The sequence below is a fragment of the Micromonospora sp. NBC_00389 genome (assembly GCF_036059255.1).
Lineage (GTDB): Bacteria > Actinomycetota > Actinomycetes > Mycobacteriales > Micromonosporaceae > Micromonospora.
Genome location: NZ_CP107947.1, coordinates 4,572,648 through 4,589,761 on the forward strand (window position 1 = coordinate 4,572,648; position 17,114 = coordinate 4,589,761).

Here is a 17,114-nt window from a genome sequence, read left to right on the forward strand (position 1 = left end):
CCCCCATCCCGAAGGATCCCGATGTCCGCGTTCACCTGGACACGCGCGCGCCTGCGCGTCGTCCTGTACACCACTACGCTGGGGCTCGCCGCCAGCGTCGTGGCGGGCCCGCTTGCGTCGTACGCGGCGTACGCTATCGACCCGCCGGAGGCCACCGTCAGTGGCGTCGTGTACGTCGACGCCAACGGCGACGGCGTTCGGAACGACGCCGAGGCCGGTCTGGCCGGCGTCCGCGTCTCCGACGGCGTGGTCGCCACCACGACCGCCGCCGACGGCTCCTACTCGCTGACGATCTCCACCGACCGTCGCAAGACGGACATCGTGTGGGCCGGCCAGCCGCGGGGCTACCGGTTCGGCCTGGACCAGTACAAGGAGCCGAGGTTCTGGGCCAACCTCGGCCAGCTCGCCGACGACGCCACGCCGACCGCGGACTTCGCGCTCGTCCGTGACGGCCTCTCCGACGGCGACACCTTCTCCTGGGCCAACGTCGCCGACCCGCACGTCAACGCACAGCTGCCCGACCAGATCCGCGAGATTAACTCCACGGGCACCGACCTGCGCTTCATCGCGGTCAGCGGTGACCTCACCAACGACGCCAGCCAGGGGCAGTTCGACACGTATCGTCGCGGCACCCAGCAGTCGGCCGTCGGCGTGTGGCCGGCCGTCGGCAACCACGAGTACGCGAGCGGCTCGGCGTACGCGGACAAGATCGACAACTATCGCAAGAACGTCGGTCCGGAGTGGTACTCGTTCAACTACGGCAACCGGCACTTCGTGGTGCTCGAGAACAACGGCTCGGCGCCGTTCGACGAGGAGCTGGACTGGCTCAAGGACGACCTCGCCGCGAGCGTTCCGCTCGACGACGACCCGACCAACGACATCGAGGTCGTCGTCCTCACCCACCAGCCGATGAACGTCCCGTTCGGCTCGCCGTCGACGTACGACGCCTTCGGTGACGTGCTCGAGCACTACAAGGCGCAGCTGATCCTGGTCGGCCACGAGCACTCCAACCACGTCGAGAACCATTCGGCGTTCGCCTCGACCGCCAAGCACATCCAGACCGTGTCGAGCTCCTACACGATCGACAACGCGCCCCGCGGCTTCCGCTACATCCACATGGCAGGTCCGGGCTTCGACAACCCGTTCCGGATGTACGGCGAGAACGAGCGCCTCACCATCGTCAGCCCCGCGCCCGGCTCGAAGGTGCCAGCCGCGAAGTTTCCGGGCATCCAGATCAACGCCTACGACACCGGCGACGAGGTCGTCTCGGCGCGCTACCGGATCGCCGGCGACAAGAACTGGATGCCGCTGCACCACAGCGGCGAGTTCACCTGGCAGAGCAACCTGCCCGACAGCCTGCAGACGGTCGGTGAGCACAGCATCGACGTGAAGGTGGTAGACGCGGCGGGCAAGACCTGGACCAAGTCGGCGGACTTCACCCTCACCGACGAGCCGGCGCTCGAGCCGGTCGCCAGCGGTGACTGGGACCAGCACCACGGCAACGAGGCCCACTCCGGTGTCGCGCCGGCGCAGGAGGCCGGCCGCCGCCTGGCCTGGAGCTTCCGCACCGACGGCAGCTTCCTCACCGGGTCGCCGGTCATCCACGACGGTGTCGTCTACGCGGGCACCCGCGACGAGAACGGCGACGGCAACAGCCGGATCCACGCCGTCCAGCTCAAGAACGGCAAGGAGCTGTGGAACCTCGAGGTGCCGCAGTCGATCCACGGCAGCCTCGCCTACGGCGACGGCCTGATCTTCGCGCCGACCCTCGGCTCGGAGCTCTACGCCGTGGACGCGGTGACCGGCGAGCTGCGCTGGAAGGCCGTGCCCGAGCAGGCGCCGGCCCCGAACAACCAGCGCGCCTACGGCTACTACTCGCCGGCCGTCTCCGGCCACACCGTGCTCTGGCCCTACCAGACCCGTTTTGGCATTGGCAGCCAGGGCGTCCTAAAGGCGCTCGACACCAAGACCGGTGAGCAGATCTGGGCCTCGCCGATGTCCGGCAACCAGATGAGCGACGGCACCCCGGCCGTCATGAACGGCACCGTATACATCGGCAACCAGACCGCCGACCGCGTGCTCGCCTACGACCTGGCCACGGGCGCCCGCAAGTGGACCGGTGCCGAGTCGCTCGGCAGCTGGCAGGACGGCGTACCGACCGCGGCCGAGGGCAAGGTCTTCATCGGCGCCAACAACGGCATCGCCGCCCGTGACGCCAAGACCGGCGCGACGCTGTGGACCTACCGGAGCGCGCGCTCCTCGCTCGTCTCGAGCGGCTCGACCCCGAGCGCCGCGGCCGTCAAGGACGGCGTCGTCTACATGGGCTTCCCGAGCGGCGCCGTCGTCGCCCTCGACGCCCAGACCGGCAACGTCTTCTGGGAGCGGGTGCTGCCCGGCGACGTCTACCACGGTGGCGTCATGTCCAGCCCGGTCGTGGCCGGCGACACGCTCTTCGTCGGCGCCAACAACGGCAAGTTCTACGCCCTGGCCACCGACACCGGCCAGCTCCTGTGGAGCCACGAGGTCGGCACCTGGGTGGGCGCCGGCCCGGCCGTCAGCGGCAACACCGTCGTGACGGGCGCCTGGGACGGCAACCTCTACGCCTACGTGCCGGGCGGCGAGTCCGCGCAGCGCTGGGCGACCGTGACCGGCACGGTTAGCGACCCGCAGACGGGCGCTCCGATCGCCGGCGCGAAGGTCACCGCCATCGCCGCCGGCCAGGACACCGCGGTGACCAGCACCGACGCCCAGGGCCACTACCGGATCGGCCTGCCGGGGTCGACCTGGACCGTCACGGCGGCCAAGCGCGGCCTGATCGCCGACGACCGCTCGGCGGCCAGCGTCACGGTCGGCACCACCGGCAACGCGACGGCCGACCTCAAGCTGCTCAAGGTGACCCACCCGGTCGCCGGCAAGTCGACGTACGCGCCGGACTACGGCAACGGCAGCACGCGTACGGACGTCGTCACGGGCAAGGAGTACTACTACCTGGCCAACGACAAGATCCGGGCGTCCGTGACGCCGTACGCCGCCGGCAACAACGGCGTCGGCGGTCTGGGCCAGGGCGCGCTGTCGGACCTCATGCTCAACGACGCCAACGGCGCCGAAACCCTCGACTGGGGCGAGATGCTGCTGCGTCCGAGCCTCACGCCGCCCGATTCGTGGGACCGGCCGAACGACCAGCTCGACCTGCCCGACCTCGCGGTCGACGGCGCTGCCGTGGTCGGCAACGGTCAGTACCGGGCGAACCCGGCCATCAAGGCGCAGGTCCGCTACCAGACCCTGCCCGACGCTCCGATCGTGAAGATGACGGTCAAGCTGACCAACACCGGCACGACGGGCTACCAGGGCTACTTCAACTACATGATCGACCCCGACAGCTCGCTCGACAACGGCCGGATCCCCGGGTTCAGCGGCATCAACCCGGGTCTGAAGACCTCGGGCTGGACCGGGAACTACGTCTACGTCGGTGCTGACGCGGCCACCACGAACGGCCAGGCCGCCCACGGTCTCGCGTGGGCACTGGACATGCCGACCGCGGTCGGCGCGTACGGCTACGTCGAGGGTCTCTACTACGACGCCACGATGGCGCCCGGTGCGACCAAGCAGTTCAGCTTCTACCACCTGACCGACTACGCGACCGCCGGTGGCGACCCCACCCGCAACGTCGCGAAGTGGGCCGACGAGATCGACCTGCACGACGCGGCCGTCCCGGACGCCGCTCGCGCGGCCGGCACGATCACCGCGGGCGGCGCCGCCGTCTCCGGTGCCCGGGTCGCCCTCGAGCAGGCCGGCACGGTGGTCGCGACCACGAGCACCGACGCCCAGGGCAAGTACCTCGTCAAGGCCCCGACCGGTCAGTACGACGTCCGGGTGTCCAAGCTGGGCTATCAGACGGCCACCGGCACGGTCACCGTGCCGGCGGTGGGCAGCGGCGTCGCCGACGTCGCGCTGAGCCCGGTCACGGTCGAGGCGAGCTACGGCAAGCAGATCGGCTCGGGTCTGGTCGAGGCGGGCTACGGCGACGTCATGCTCGAGAACGACAAGCTCTCGATGGCGATCGCCGATGCCTACAACGACTCGCAGCTCTCCGGTGGCACCCGCGGCAAGCCGGTCGACATCGCCGTCCGCGGTATGGCCGACCAGTTCGACTGGATCAACCTGCCCTACGTCTCGGCGACCCAGCCGACCGGCGATAGCGCGTGGGACAACCGGTCGGTGGCGGCGACCGACGTCCAGATCGTCCAGGCGACCGGCGACAAGGCCGTCGTCCGGGTGTCCGGGCCGGTCAAGGGCTTCACTGGTCTGACGGCGACGACGACGTACACGCTGAAGCCGGGCGACAACTTCGCCACGGTCTCGACGGAGCTGAGCAACTCCGGCTCGGCTCCGCTCAACGTGTGGACCGGTGACGCGATGGACCACGACGCGGCCGGCCAGGCCAGTGTCATCCCGGGCGCCGGCATCGTGACGCCGGGTGCGACGGCGGCGTACGCCCCGACCAAGCCGTACATCGGCATGACCGGGACCGACCCGCAGGTCTTCGGTCTCGTCTACGGTACGCCGGCCAGCGCCTTCGACGTCTACGCCGCGGGCAACTGGGTGATGAGTCGGTTCAACGTCGACGTGCCGGCGGGTGGCTCGTACACCCTCACTCACAAGCTCGTCGTCACCCCGGGCACCGACGCGGTGGGCATCCTCGACGGCGTCCCCGCGCCGTAACGCACATGCACCCCACCGCACGGGGCCGGCCTGGACTCCAGCCGGGCCGGCCCCGTGCGCCGAGCCGCCAGAACAATGCGGCGGTCGCGTCAGGTGGACTGCATCACCACGATGGTGCGCGGGCCGATCGTGAGCGACTGCCCCGCGGCCAGCGGCGTTCCCACGAGGGCCCAGCGGCGCACACCGGCGGCCACACGGGCGTAGGCCTGCCCAACAGATGTCAGATCAGCTGTCGAGACGTACATGCCCTCGGTGAGCCGGTTGACGGGTGCCGGGGAGCGGATCGGGAGCATGGGGGATCCGATGACCCTAGGCAGCGCGTCGGTTGCAGCAGCGGATCCGGCACCACGGAACCCCACCCGACATGGGCGCGGGCCTGCGCGACAAGAGACGCCAACCGATCAGCTGCCGCCGGCGTCGCGGCCCGAGACCGGGGAGCAGTTTGGGAGCGACCGGGTGCACTGAACGGCGTTGAACAGCGCCCAACGGCACTGAACAGTACTCAAGTGCACCCGCCATGACCTTCGGGTCTCCGCTTTCGCAGCTCAGAGCCGGTGCAGCGTCCTGTTTCACACCGAAGAGGTCACTGGTTCGATCCCAGTATCGCCCACCATTAATATATGCAGGTAGGAAGCCCGTCACCGGAACCCCCGGTAACGGGCTTCTCCGCTGTTGCCCCTTAAATTGGGAGCAGTTTGGGAGCAGGGGCGTTGATGGCGCCGGATCGAGGTCTCCAACCGGCCTCTTGCGAGAGGCTGGGCAGGTGCCTGGTGGGCGTTCTGGTCGACGACGATCTTCACTGGCGGCAAGATCGGGAACGCGACCCCTCATGGCGCCCCTGGCTCAGATGTGGACTCGTGCTGGATTGCCAAGAAGTCGCCGCGGGGGAGGTGCGTCAAGTCACCCTCCGCGTTTGTCTGGGCTGGTAAGCGCGGTGGGCATCCTCGATTACCGGCATCGGCGCTGGCCCTGCTGCACCTCTATGGCCACATAGGACCCGCCGGTTCCGCTATCAATGTCGACGACGGGTGGAAACTGGATCTGGATCTGGCCCACTTTCCGTGATCGGGTTTGACCCGGTCAGCTCAGCAGGACTCGCTTGCGGAGCAGGTCGAGGTTCGCGCGGCCATACATCTGTCGTTTGATCATTTTGATGCGGTTGACGTGTCCTTCGATGACGCCGGAGCTGTAGGGAAGGGTCAGGCCGTTGAGGACGGCGTCGTGGTCGCGGCGCAGGCCGGCGATGAATGAGTGCAGGTCGGGTTGGTCGTCTGCGGTCACTGCGGTGATCCAGGCGTTGAGGCGGTGCCCGTGGCGGCCGGTGAGGATCTTCGCGAATGCGTTGACGTGGTCCGCGATAGCGTTCAGGTGCGGGCAGGCAGCGCGGATCGTGGCGAGGCCGGCCTGGTCGTCGGGGTGCAGTGTGTCGGGGTGGCGCAGCAGCCAGGCGGTGATCCGGCGGACTTTCGGCGGCCGGGGCCGGGTTGGTGGTGGCGTGGCGGCGGTTCGTAGGGGTTGCAGGTAGGTGCGCAGGGTGGTGGCACTGCCGCGGTAGCCACGGACGCGGATCTCGGCGAACAGTTGGGTGGCGTTGGTGATGCCAGCGTTGAGGCGTTGATGCAGTTAGTCGAGGTGGTCATCGAGGATGCTGGGCCGGCCGGCGCGAGGTTTGGCCAGGAGTTCATCGACGCTGCCGGCGCGGGCGAAGCGGCGCACGGTGCCGCGGGCGAGGTCGAGTCGCCGGGTGATCTCCCGGATGCTGTGGCCCTCAGCCCATAGCGCCTGAACCTGTTCGTAACGGCGCCGGGTTCGAGGCACCAACAGTCCCTGCTCTGCCCGTTGGGCAGTGGCGTCGACGGCAACCTGGGTCGGGTCCGCCGTGGCCGTCGGTGCGGGCTGCGGCGGCGCGATGGTGAGGCAGCGGTGGTGGCGGGCGACGGTCTTCTCGACGTGTTCGGCGAGGTTGTGCCACAGATGCCACCGGTCGGCCACCTGGATAGCCTGGGGCGCACCGGTGCGGGCGCCCTCGGCGTAGGCGTTGGCGCGATCTCGGCAGATGACCTGCACGCTCGGATGCTGCGCCAGCCAGGTGGCGAGGGTGGCCGCTTCCCGGTCGGGTAGCAGGTCGACCGGCCGGCGGGTGTCGACGTCAACCAGTACCGTCGCGTAGCGGTGGCCTCGGCGCAGGGCGAAGTCATCCACGCCCACCGCGGTGAGCGTCCGGACCGGCGGGTCGGGCAGGGCGCGGACCAGCCGCAGGACGCTGCTGCGGCTGGTCACCAGGCCGAGACGGTCGGCCAGCCGGGCACCCGCGCGACCGGCAAGCGCCACCCCGATCTTCTCCAGAGTCTGACGAAGCAACGGACTACGCCGAGTGTATGGGCAGGTCAACCCGGTGACCTGCTCGGCGAACGTACGGACCGGGCAGCGCACCGTGTCACAGAAGAACCGGCGGACCCGCAACCGGATCTCCACCGGCAGGCCAGCCACCGCGGCGTCGCTGAGTCGACGTTCGTAGCGGCTGTGAACCCGCCGGGCCCGGCGCCCACAACCGGTACACGCCACACGACGGGCTCGCGCTCGCGCCCATATCCGCAGGCCAGCCGACTGCCGATCCACTCGCTCAACCACGACAGGTGCCAGATGAGGCAGGACCGCAACAAGATCAGCCGATCGCACGACGAACCCTACACAGTGGACTTGGCGCCCCCGATCCGGGTCAATCCCGATCACGGAAAGTGGGCCAGATCCAGATCCAGTTTTCACCCGTCGTCGACAGCCATCGACGAAGCCGCCTGATCGATGTACATCTCTGCACTGCGCCTGCTAAGCGTCGGAGCTTGTCCCACGGTCTGGAACTCAGATCTCATCGCGAACGCGTTGAGCAGGGCGTCCTGCTCGGTGACCTCTTCGGCGCCAGCGAAGTTGTCAGAACGACTCCGCGCTGGACCGGCCAGGTGCTGTTTGGCTGCTGGGGGCACACCACTGCCGGTCGGGTCGGTTGGCATGCTCACGCAGCGGTCGCCTCTGCCGATCCCGCAAGGAGTTGACCGCTTGGGCAGGCGAGATCTCCACTAGCCGTCGAACTGGTCCCACGTGAAGCCCGGGGCGCCGCCGACGACCACCGGCCTTGCTGACCGGGGACCCGTCACGGGTCAGTGACCAAGGGTGCGGCGGCCGCCGAGTGTGTTTCGTGAGCTACCTGCCGGCGTAGGCGCGGCTTGTACATGCCCAGGGCCACGTTGACGGCGAGTAGGACCGCGGCGCCGGCCGGCGCGAGAACGTACAGGATCTGCTGGGTATGCGTGACCGGGTCCGGCGGGGTTGCGGTCACGGCGTCGCCGGCGCGGCCGAGGCCGGGTACGAGCACGGCCAGCAGCAGGCCGGTGAGGACCACAGTGATACTGCCTTTGATCGTGACCCACCGGTGGCGGAACGGCTTGAAGGTGGTGATGGCGGCTAGCAGAACGCCGCTCGCGAGGCTGGCGACCGCGAGGGGTGCGGCCAGCCACTGTCCGACCAAGTGTGCGGCCGGGTAGACGGTGCGGGGGTCGGTTCCGCGCAGGCCGGCGATGCCGAGGGCGAGCAGGGCCAGGTCGGCGCCGAGGACCGCGACGGTGGCGGTGACGTGGATGGTGAGCAGCAGCATGTGCTCCCGTGGACGCAGGACCATGGGATATCCCTTTCGGTGGTGGAGGTGTCAGCGGGGCTCGCCGGCGTCCGCAAGGGCTGCCGGGTGAGACTGGGCTTTCGGCGTGCGGTCTTCACCGATGCCGTAGCGGCGGTACAGGGCTGCCAGCGGGCGGGGCGCCCACCAGTTCCACCGGCCGAGTAGGCGCATGCTGGCCGGGACGAGGAGCGTGCGTACCAGTGCGGCGTCCACGACGATCGCGGTGATCATGCCGACGCCGATGAGTTTGGCGAACACGACCTGTCCGGCGGTGAACCCGGCGACCACGATGACGAGCAGCAGCGCGGCGGCGGTGATGATCCGGCCGGTGTGTTGCATGCCGGTGGCGACGGCGGTGGTGTTGTCGCCGGTGGCGTCCCACTGTTCGCGGATGCGGGAGAGTAGGAACACCTCGTAGTCGGTGGCGAGTCCGAAGAGGACGGCGAGGATGAGGATGGGCAGGTTGGGTTCGAGGTATCCGGTCGGGGTAAAGCCGAGCCAGCTGGCGAGGTGGCCGTCCTGGAACACCCACACCACGGCACCGAACGATGCGCCGATGGAGACGAGGTTCATCAGCACCGCCTTGACCGGCAGCAGCAGCGACCCGAACGCGAGGAACAGCAGCACCAGCGTGACCGCGGCCATGATCGCGGCCATCCACGGCAGGCGGGACGCCAGGCTGGCCACGAGGTCGATGTCCTGGGCCGGACGGCCGCCGACCAACATCTGGACTCCCACGGATGTGGGCAGGTCGCGGATCGCCCGGACCGTGTCGTAGGCGACGTCGCCGGTCGGCTCGCCGGTGTAGCTGACCACGACCAGGGTGGTGTCACCGCGGCTGGCGGCGACCTGCGCGCCAGTGACGCCAGGCAGTGCCCGGACGCGGCCGACGACATCGGCCACCTGCGCGCTGGAGGCCGCCTCGATCAGCACCTGGATCGGGCCGGTCGTAGCACCGGCGGGGAACTGGGTGGCGATCCGTTCGGCGACGACCCGGGCCGGCGTGCCGGGGGGCAGGACCCGCTCGTCCGCGCCGCCGAAGCGGGCATGCCCGAACGGCAGCGCCAGCGCGGCGAGCACCGCCAGTACCGCGACCACGTATGGCAGCGGGCGGCGCATCACCGCGTGCGCCAGCTTCGCCCAGCCACCGTGCACAGTGGACGCCGCCGGGTGCCGGCGGCGCCACGGCACCGGTACGCGCAGAGCGTTGATGCGCGGGCCGAGGATGGCCAGCAGGGCGGGGAGCACGGTCAGCGCGCCGAGCATGGCGACCAGCACGGCAGCCATCCCGCCGATGCCCATCGAGCGGAGGAAGATCTGCGGGAAGATCAGCAGGCTGGACAGGGCCAGCGCGATCGTCGCCCCGGAGACGAGCACGGTACGCCCGGCGGTGGCCATCGTCCCGGCAACCGCCTGCGGGGTGTCGTGGCCGGCGGCGAGTTCTTCCCGGAAGCGGCTGACCATGAACAGGGAGTAGTCGATGGCCATGCCCAGACCCAGCAGGGTGATGCTGTTGACCGCGAAGGTGGACACGTCGGTGACAGTGGCGATCAGCCGTGTCGTGGTGAGCGCGCCGAGGATGGCCAGGATCCCGATCAGCAGCGGCATGCCGGCGGCGACCAGGCCGCCGAAAACGATCACCAGCAGGATCAGGACGATCGGCATGGCGATGGCCTCGCCACGGGCGATGTCCTGCTCGGTCAGTTCGTCGGCGGTGGCCATCAACGCCACGACACCGCCGACCTGGGTGTCGACCCCGGGCGCGGGCAACGCCGGCCGCAGCGACCGGTACGCGTCGAGCTTGGCGTCGTCGCTCGTGGCGCGCAGCGTGATCGCCGCGTAGGTGGCGTGCCGGTCGGTGGAGACCAGCAGCGGCGAGCCGGTGTCGTAGAAGTCGACCACCTTGGCGACCTCGGGGCGCTGCCGCAGCGCGGCCAGGGTCGCGGTCACCGGATCCCGCAGCCCCGACGCGTCGACGGTGGCGACGGGGTTGGAGTACAGCACCACCAGATCGGGGCTCTGGGCGCCCAGCTCCACGGTGATCCGTTGTGCTGTTTGGGCCGATTCGCTGCCGGGGGCGTCGAAGCCGCCGCTGGACAGCGCGCCGAAAACCCCCGTGCCCCAACCCCCGCCGACCACCGCTAGCGCCAGGGCGCCGGCGAGCACCCACCACCGAACCTGGACCACGGTGCGACCCCACCAGCTGAACATCGATACCACCCGTTCCCTCAGATCGAGACCCGAACGCCACTGCCCTGCGATGCGATCCTGCGGCGGGAACAGGGTCCGGGGCGTCACCCGGCAAGCGGCACCGGGTACGGCGGCGCGCGTCATTCCGTCCGGGACCAGCTACGTGGCGGACCGCAGCGTGCGGACCGGGGAGGCGCCCGGCGGCGTACGCCGCCGGGCGGGTGGGCGTACGCGCCTCGACGTAGTCGACTACCGCGCTGGGCCGATCCCAGCGCTCCGACCCACCGGTACCATCGGCGCATGGGCGGCATTGTCACCCGGCTGCGCCTGCCCGCGATGGTGCAGGACATCCTCCTCGCGGTCTTCGTCGCGTACTTCCAGATCCGCGGCACCCTGCTGGTCGCCGTCGGCGACCCGGCCCGATCGCTGGCGCAGCCGCACCAGGTCGGCTACCTGTTGCTGGCCGGCACCGGTCTGGTCCTGTTGGCCCGGCGGCGTTTCCCGGTCGTGGTGTTCGCCGCCCTGGCGGCGGCCAGCGTCGGGTACTACCTGGCCGGCTACCCCGACGGGCCCGGCTGGGTCAGCCTGTTCATCGCCGCGTACAGCCTGGCCGCGTACGGCGACGGGCACCGGTCACTACAGATCATCACGGCCACGCTCGCGGGGCTGAGTGTGGTGTGGCTGCTCACCGCGGACCTGAGCCCGCTGAGCGCGGCTGGCTGGGTGTTCTTCCGGATCGGGGCCGCCGTCATGGCCGCGGCGCTCGGCGAGTCGGTCCGCACCCGGCGGGTCATCGCCGAGGAGGCCATCGAGCGGGCCGAGCGGGCCGAACGCACCAAGGAGACCGAGGCCCGCCAGCGGGTGGACGCCGAACGGCTGCGCATCGCCCGCGACGTCCACGACACCGTCGCGCACTCCCTCGCCGTCATCAACGTGCACGCCGGGGTCACCGCACACATGCTCGACAGACACCCCGAGCAGGCCCGCGACACGCTGGTCACGATCGAGCAGACCAGCGCCCAGGCCCTGCATGAGCTGCGCACCACCCTCGGCATGCTCCGCGACGGCGACGACGACCGTAGCCCCACCCCAGGTTTGGGCCAGCTCGACCAGCTCACCGCGATGGCCCGCGACGCCGGCCTCGATGTCACCGTTGACGTGCACGGCCCGCCTCGTGAGCTGCCCAGCGCCGTGGACCACACCGCCTACCGCATCCTGCAGGAATCGGTCACCAACGCGATCCGCCACGCCGGCCCCGCCCACGTCACCATCGGGCTCGCCTACCGCGACAGCGACCTGCTGATCCGGGTCACCGACGACGGCCCTGGCCCACGGAGCAGCGCCGACGGGCGGGGAATCGTCGGGATGCGCGAACGGGCCGCGCTGCTCGGTGGCCGCCTCACTGCGGCACCCTGCCCCGGTGGCGGGTTCGAGGTCACCGCCGACCTGCCGCTGGCGCCCGACCAGGCGGCACACCGGTGACCCCGCCCGCTCACCCCGCCGAGCCGAACTCGCCACCCGTCGTGCCCGCGGGCCAGGCGATCACGGTGCTGCTCGCCGACGACCAGGCCCTGGTCCGCTCCGGTTTCAAGATGCTCCTCGACGCCGAAGCCGACATCACCGTCGTCGGCGAGGCCGCCACCGGCGCCGAGGCCGTCACACTGGCCCGCGCCCACCGGCCCCACGTGGTGCTCATGGATATCCGCATGCCCGTCCTGGACGGCATCGACGCCACCCGGCAGATCGCCACCACCCGCGGCCTGCAGACCGTCCGCATCCTGATCCTGACCACCTACGACACCGACGCCTACGTCTACGACGCCCTGGCCGCCGGTGCCAGCGGCTTCCTGCTCAAAGACGCCGGCCCGGCCGAGCTGCTGCACGCCATCCGCGTCATCGCCGCCGGCGACGCGCTGCTCGCCCCCAGGATCACCCGCCGACTTATCGCCCAGTTCACCGCCGCCCGCACCGCCCACTACACGGCCGAACACCGTCTGGCCGTGCTCACCCACCGCGAACGGGAGGTCCTCGCCCTGGTCGGACAGGGCCTGAGCAACGACGAGATCGCCGCCACGCTGACTCTTAGCTCGGCCACCGCCCGCACCCACGTCAGCCGCGCCATGGTCAAACTCGGGGCCCGCGACCGCGCCCAACTCGTCGTCATCGCCTACCAGACCGGGCTGGTCACGCCCGGCCCACTGCCCTGACCTCGGACCAGATCACCCATCGTGAGATCGCTCGACGTGGGTGGCACTCGGCTCAGTGTCGACCGGACCAGCCGTCGTGCCGCCCCTGACAACGCTCCGGGCCCGCCAGGCGAGAATCACGGCGCCGGTGAGGACCGCCGTGAACGCGACGGCGACGGCGATCGCGCCGAGCTGGTCGACGCCATCGGCAAGCCACCCCTGCAGCGTGACGACGGCGGCGATAACCGGGTCCGCGACGTCGCGCCCACGCAGCAGGCGCAGCTCATACCGGCCGTAGTAGGCGACGTACCCGCCGGCCAGCAGCACGACCGCGCCGCCGGCACGGGATACCACCGGCGCGAGACGGCGCAGGCGAGAAATCACCGAACTGCCCGCCACCGCCACCGCCTGTACCGCTCGGAAACCCGGTTTTGGCCTCTGAGGTTCGGTTCTGTGCGGCCCGGCTAGCCTGTGGGGTGCCGAAACCGTGTTGCCAGGTGCTGATCAGGGCTTCTACGCGGCTCGATCGTACTCGTTGATCAAGCCGCCGAGGACCGGTCGGCGCTTGATCCGTTCGGGCCCAGGTCGGTGATGGGCCGATCCGGGCGTGGTGGTCGCAGGTCCAGCGCCCGGTGTGGCCGCCGCCCGTTGTAGTGCCGGGCGTATTCGCCGGGGACGCGGCGCAAGTGCTCTGCACCGGTGATGAGCATCCGATCGGTCACCTCCGAGCGGACGGTACGCACGAACCGTTCCGCATAGGCGTTCGCCCTCGGGCTGCGCGGCGGGATCTTGCATGCGGTGATCCCAGCATCGGCGAGGACAGCGTCGAAGGCGGTGGTGAACTGCCCGGCCCGGTCCCGGATCAGAACCTTGAAACGGTCGGTGCGGTCGCCCAGGTCGATGAGCAGATTCCTGGCCTGTTGCGTGGTCCAGGCCCCGTCAGGGTTGGCGGTGACGCCCAGGATGTGCACGTAGCGGGTGCCGACCTCGATTACGAAGAACACATACACCCGGCGGAGCGTCACCGCGCAGTCCACATGGAAGAAGTCGCACGCCAGCGTCGTTGCGGCCTGTGTGCGCAGGCATTGACGCCAGGTGGTGCCGTCGTGACGGACCGGCGCTGCGGGGATGCCCGCACGGGCAAGGATCCGGCGGATCGTGGAGGCGCCGAGGCGGTGGCCGAGGCCGCGCAATTCGCCTCGGATTCTTTGGTAGCCCCAGCCTGGATTGTCCCTGGCAAGGTGCTCCACCAGTGCTACGACCGTCGGGTCGGTTGGCGGTCGACCGGCCCGTTGCGGGTAGGTCCAGTGGCGGGCCACAAGCCGGCGATGCCAGGCCAGAACCGTGGCCGGAGTGACGAGCCGGTGCGCCCGCAACACCCGGGGCAGGTGCCGGATCAAGGCCGCGAGGACAGCTCGATCCGCCCAGTTCAGTCGTGGCTTCGGATGCTGCCGTCGCAGGACCGTGTTCTCGTGGCGCAGGACAAGGATCTCCACCTCCTTGGCCGACGGTGTCCGGGTGAACAGGATCAGCCAACCGGCGACCCGGCAGACTACGAGATACAGCAGACGAAACCCCACGATCACGATCATCGCCCACGACGCCGGGCATCGCGTTCACCCAGTTCAGCGACCTTGGCCCAGTTTTGGTACCCCACAGGCTGACCAGCGCACGGCAGGACAGTCCTCCGCCTGTTGCTATCGCGTCACGTGATCGGGGCTGCCACCAAGGCGGCTTGAGGGGTGCTCCTGACCCTTCTGCGCACTGACCTTTGCCGCTGTTACGAACCGCGCCAGCCGCCGGGCGAGTACCGCGCACGCGATGCCAACGGCCAGGGATACGGCCAGCGCCGCCGACCGCGACCAGGGGCCGATGACCGGCATCACCTGCCAGTGGGTGAGGTAGATCCAGAGTGAGCTGGCGGCCAGTACGGCGGCCGCCCGATTGATGGCCGGCCGGCTCGGCAGCCGCGGCACCCAGACCAGCAGGGCGAAGCCGGCGACGATGAACGCCTCGCGGAACGGTTCGCCGAACAGGCCCGGCACCGTGAGCGCCGCCGCGGCGGTGACAGCCACCCGCTGGGCGGTCCGGGCGGCGCGGGCTGCGGCCCAGCCGAGCGCGAAGAGCCAGCACACCACCAGGGCCGACGGGACGTAGCCGAACGTGGCGAGGCCGGGCAGGTCGTACCGGGTGATCAGGCCGAGGGCAGCGAGCGCCAGCGGCAGGCCGAACGGGTACCGCCGTTCGATCCGGTCCACGGCCGGCACGGCGATCAGCGCGGTCGTCGCCAGCAGGATGTGGACCAGCGCCTCGATGAACCAGAACTGCCACTCCGTGGCGCCGTCGTGCGGGCCGAGGACGCTGTTGAGCAGCAGCACGTTGGTCAGCGTGTAGTCGCCGGTGACCGCCCCGGCCAGGGCGATGAAGGCCACCGACGGCAGCATGATCCGGCCGACCGAACGTACGACGGCGCGTACCCGCTCCCGCCGGGCCGCGGTGGTGAGCTGGAACCGGGCGAAGTTGAACCCCGCTACGGCGAGCAGCAGGTGCGCCCCGCCCTTGACGGTGAAGACGGGAATGTGCGAGCCGACGATGACCACGATCGCCAGCGCCCGCAGGGCCACGCTGGTCTCCAGCACGCGGCGCCGAGTCGGGCGGGCCGGCGCGGGTCGGGCCAGCTCCTGGATCGGCGTGATGTGCCAGTCGGCGGGCAGGCCGCCGAGGAGTTGTTCGAGGCGGACCGACATCTCGACGTACGACAGGGAATCGCCGCCCAGGTCGACGAAGCTGTCGTCAGCGCTGACGCCGGGCTGGTCGAGCAGGTCGGCGTAGAGCCGGCAGAGCTGCTCGGTCCCCACGCCGGGCGCGTCCACGGCGGAGACCGGCGGAGGAGCGGTGGTGAGGGCCTGGACCGCCGCCAGGTCCGGCTTGCCGTTGCCGAGCCGGGGCAGCTCGGCCAGCAGGTGCACCCGGACCACCCGGGCGGGCAGCCCCGCCGCGGCGGCGGCCAGGCGCCGTACCCGCTCGGGCCGGTGACCGCCGGCCGCCGCCACCACCAGCTCGCAATCCGTCCCGACGCAGTACGCCTCGACGCCCGCCACCCGGAGTCGATCCTCCACCCGTCGCGGATCGACCCGTAGGCCGAAGATCTTTACGAAGTCCGCGGTCCGCCCGACGATCTCGTAGAGCCCGTCCGGTCCACGCCGGGCGACGTCCCCGGTGGGCAGCTTCTCGACGGTGCGCCCCAGCGCCAGGTCGCTCGGCCGTTGCGCGTAGCCCAGCATCACGTTTGGCCCGGCGTAGACCAGCTCGCCCGTGTCCGGCTCGGGCCGGTCCGGCAGCGCGCGCAGCCGGAAGGCCCCGCCCGGGATCGGCACACCGATCGCCTCCGGCCGGCGCTCGGCCAGCTCCGGCGGCAGGTACGCCATCCGGGCGGTGGCCTCGGTCTGGCCGTACATAACGAAGAACCGCCAGCCCTGGCGGCGGCCGAGGGCGGCGTACCGGGCCACCCGCTCCGGGTCGAGCCGGCCCCCGGCCTGGGTGACGTAACGCAGGTGGGGCAGGCGCATCCGGTCGAAGCCGACCCGGTCCAGCAGGTCGAAGGTGTACGGCACACCCGCCAGGCTGGTGCCGCGCTCGGCCCGGAACAGCTCCCAGAAGCAGCGGTCGGTGACCGAGAGCCCGGTGAGGATGAGCGCCGCCCCGCGCAGCAGGTGGCTGTTCACCACCGACAGGCCGTAGCAGTAGTGCAGCGGCAGCGTGGTGGCGGCCCGGTCGGTGTCGCGGATGTCCAGGTACTCGGCGATCGCCTCGGCGTTGGCCTGAAGGTTCGCCGACGAGAGCCGGACCAGCTTGGGTGAGCCGGTCGACCCGGAGGTGCTGAGCAGCAGCGCCAGGTCGGGGTGCAGCTCGTGCCTGGTGCCCGGGCGCCGCTCGTCCACCACGAGCTGCCCGTCCACGCGGCGGATCACCACGTCCGGGTCGTACGCGCGGGTCAGCTCTGTGGTGGCGGGGTTGTGGTCGCCGGGCACCAGCAGCAGGGGATGCCCGCCGGCCAGCGCCGCCAGGTACGCGACCAGCTCGTCGACCCGGTTCGCGCCGGCAAGCAGCACCAGCCGGCGGGTCGTGCCGAGCCGGGCGGCCAACGAGCCGACTCGCGCGGCGAGCTCGGCGTAGCTCAGCCGGCCGTCGGCGGTGATCACAGCCGGCCGGTCGCCGTGCCCCGCCAGGGCACGGACGAACAGCGCCGGCCCGATGTCGGGGAGGACGCGCATGGCCGACAGATTAGGGCAGCCTCACCTAAGAAGAAAGCGGAGGTGGCCTGCGTCATCTCTTGGAAGGCGGGG

The 17,114-nt window shown here is 70.5% G+C and carries 12 protein-coding genes; 3 read left to right on the forward strand and 9 right to left on the reverse strand.

All coding sequences use genetic code 11. The features are described 5' to 3' along the window. The first annotated feature begins 21 nt into the window (after positions 1–21). The gene (locus OG470_RS21860; protein ID WP_328414964.1) at positions 22–4,722 is read left to right on the forward strand and encodes an outer membrane protein assembly factor BamB family protein; all 4,701 of its coding nucleotides are present in this window, start codon (positions 22–24) and stop codon (positions 4,720–4,722) included. 89 nt (positions 4,723–4,811) lie between these two features. Here OG470_RS21860 and OG470_RS21865 read toward each other — a convergent pair whose 3' ends face one another. The 6 genes from OG470_RS21865 to OG470_RS21890 all read right to left on the reverse strand — a co-directional run bounded on the left by OG470_RS21865 (position 4,812) and on the right by OG470_RS21890 (position 10,603). Beyond that, positions 4,812–5,015, reverse strand: coding sequence for a hypothetical protein (locus OG470_RS21865; RefSeq protein WP_328414966.1), 204 nt, complete (start codon positions 5,013–5,015; stop codon positions 4,812–4,814). A gap of 787 nt (positions 5,016–5,802) precedes the next feature. Beyond that, the gene (locus OG470_RS21870; RefSeq protein ID WP_328426536.1) at positions 5,803–6,345 is read right to left on the reverse strand and encodes a transposase; all 543 of its coding nucleotides are present in this window, start codon (positions 6,343–6,345) and stop codon (positions 5,803–5,805) included. After that, complete coding sequence (locus OG470_RS21875) at positions 6,346–7,488, reverse strand: ISL3 family transposase (RefSeq protein ID WP_328414967.1); 1,143 nt, start codon at positions 7,486–7,488, stop codon at positions 6,346–6,348. It lies immediately after the preceding gene. Further along, positions 7,485–7,736 (reverse strand): hypothetical protein, encoded by a 252-nt coding sequence (locus OG470_RS21880; protein ID WP_328414968.1) that lies wholly within the window; start codon positions 7,734–7,736, stop codon positions 7,485–7,487. Before OG470_RS21880 ends, OG470_RS21875 begins: the two co-directional genes overlap by 4 nt. A 134-nt stretch (positions 7,737–7,870) precedes the next feature. After that, positions 7,871–8,395, reverse strand: a complete 525-nt coding sequence (locus tag OG470_RS21885; protein ID WP_328414969.1) for a hypothetical protein — start codon at positions 8,393–8,395, stop codon at positions 7,871–7,873. Positions 8,396–8,422: 27 nt separating this feature from the next. Further along, positions 8,423–10,603, reverse strand: coding sequence for an MMPL family transporter (locus OG470_RS21890; RefSeq protein WP_328414971.1), 2,181 nt, complete (start codon positions 10,601–10,603; stop codon positions 8,423–8,425). A 279-nt stretch (positions 10,604–10,882) separates the two neighbouring features. Here OG470_RS21890 and OG470_RS21895 point away from each other — a divergent pair, with 279 nt between their 5' ends. After that, a complete protein-coding gene (locus OG470_RS21895; RefSeq protein WP_328414972.1) occupies positions 10,883–12,064 on the forward strand; it encodes a sensor histidine kinase in 1,182 nt (393 codons plus the stop codon). A 41-nt stretch (positions 12,065–12,105) separates the two neighbouring features. Then, positions 12,106–12,789, forward strand: coding sequence for a response regulator transcription factor (locus OG470_RS21900; protein ID WP_328426538.1), 684 nt, complete (start codon positions 12,106–12,108; stop codon positions 12,787–12,789). Between the two features lie 12 nt (positions 12,790–12,801). Here the strand turns inward: OG470_RS21900 and OG470_RS21905 are convergent, their stop codons facing one another. The 3 genes from OG470_RS21905 to OG470_RS21915 form a co-directional block, all read right to left on the reverse strand. Next, complete coding sequence (locus tag OG470_RS21905) at positions 12,802–13,173, reverse strand: hypothetical protein (RefSeq protein ID WP_328414973.1); 372 nt, start codon at positions 13,171–13,173, stop codon at positions 12,802–12,804. 134 nt (positions 13,174–13,307) lie between these two features. Next, positions 13,308–14,348 (reverse strand): integrase core domain-containing protein, encoded by a 1,041-nt coding sequence (locus OG470_RS21910; protein ID WP_328414975.1) that lies wholly within the window; start codon positions 14,346–14,348, stop codon positions 13,308–13,310. 117 nt (positions 14,349–14,465) lie between these two features. Next, positions 14,466–17,042 carry a non-ribosomal peptide synthetase gene (locus OG470_RS21915; protein WP_328414977.1) on the reverse strand — a complete coding sequence of 859 codons (2,577 nt, stop codon included), beginning with the start codon at positions 17,040–17,042 and terminating at the stop codon, positions 14,466–14,468. Positions 17,043–17,114 lie beyond the last annotated feature (72 nt).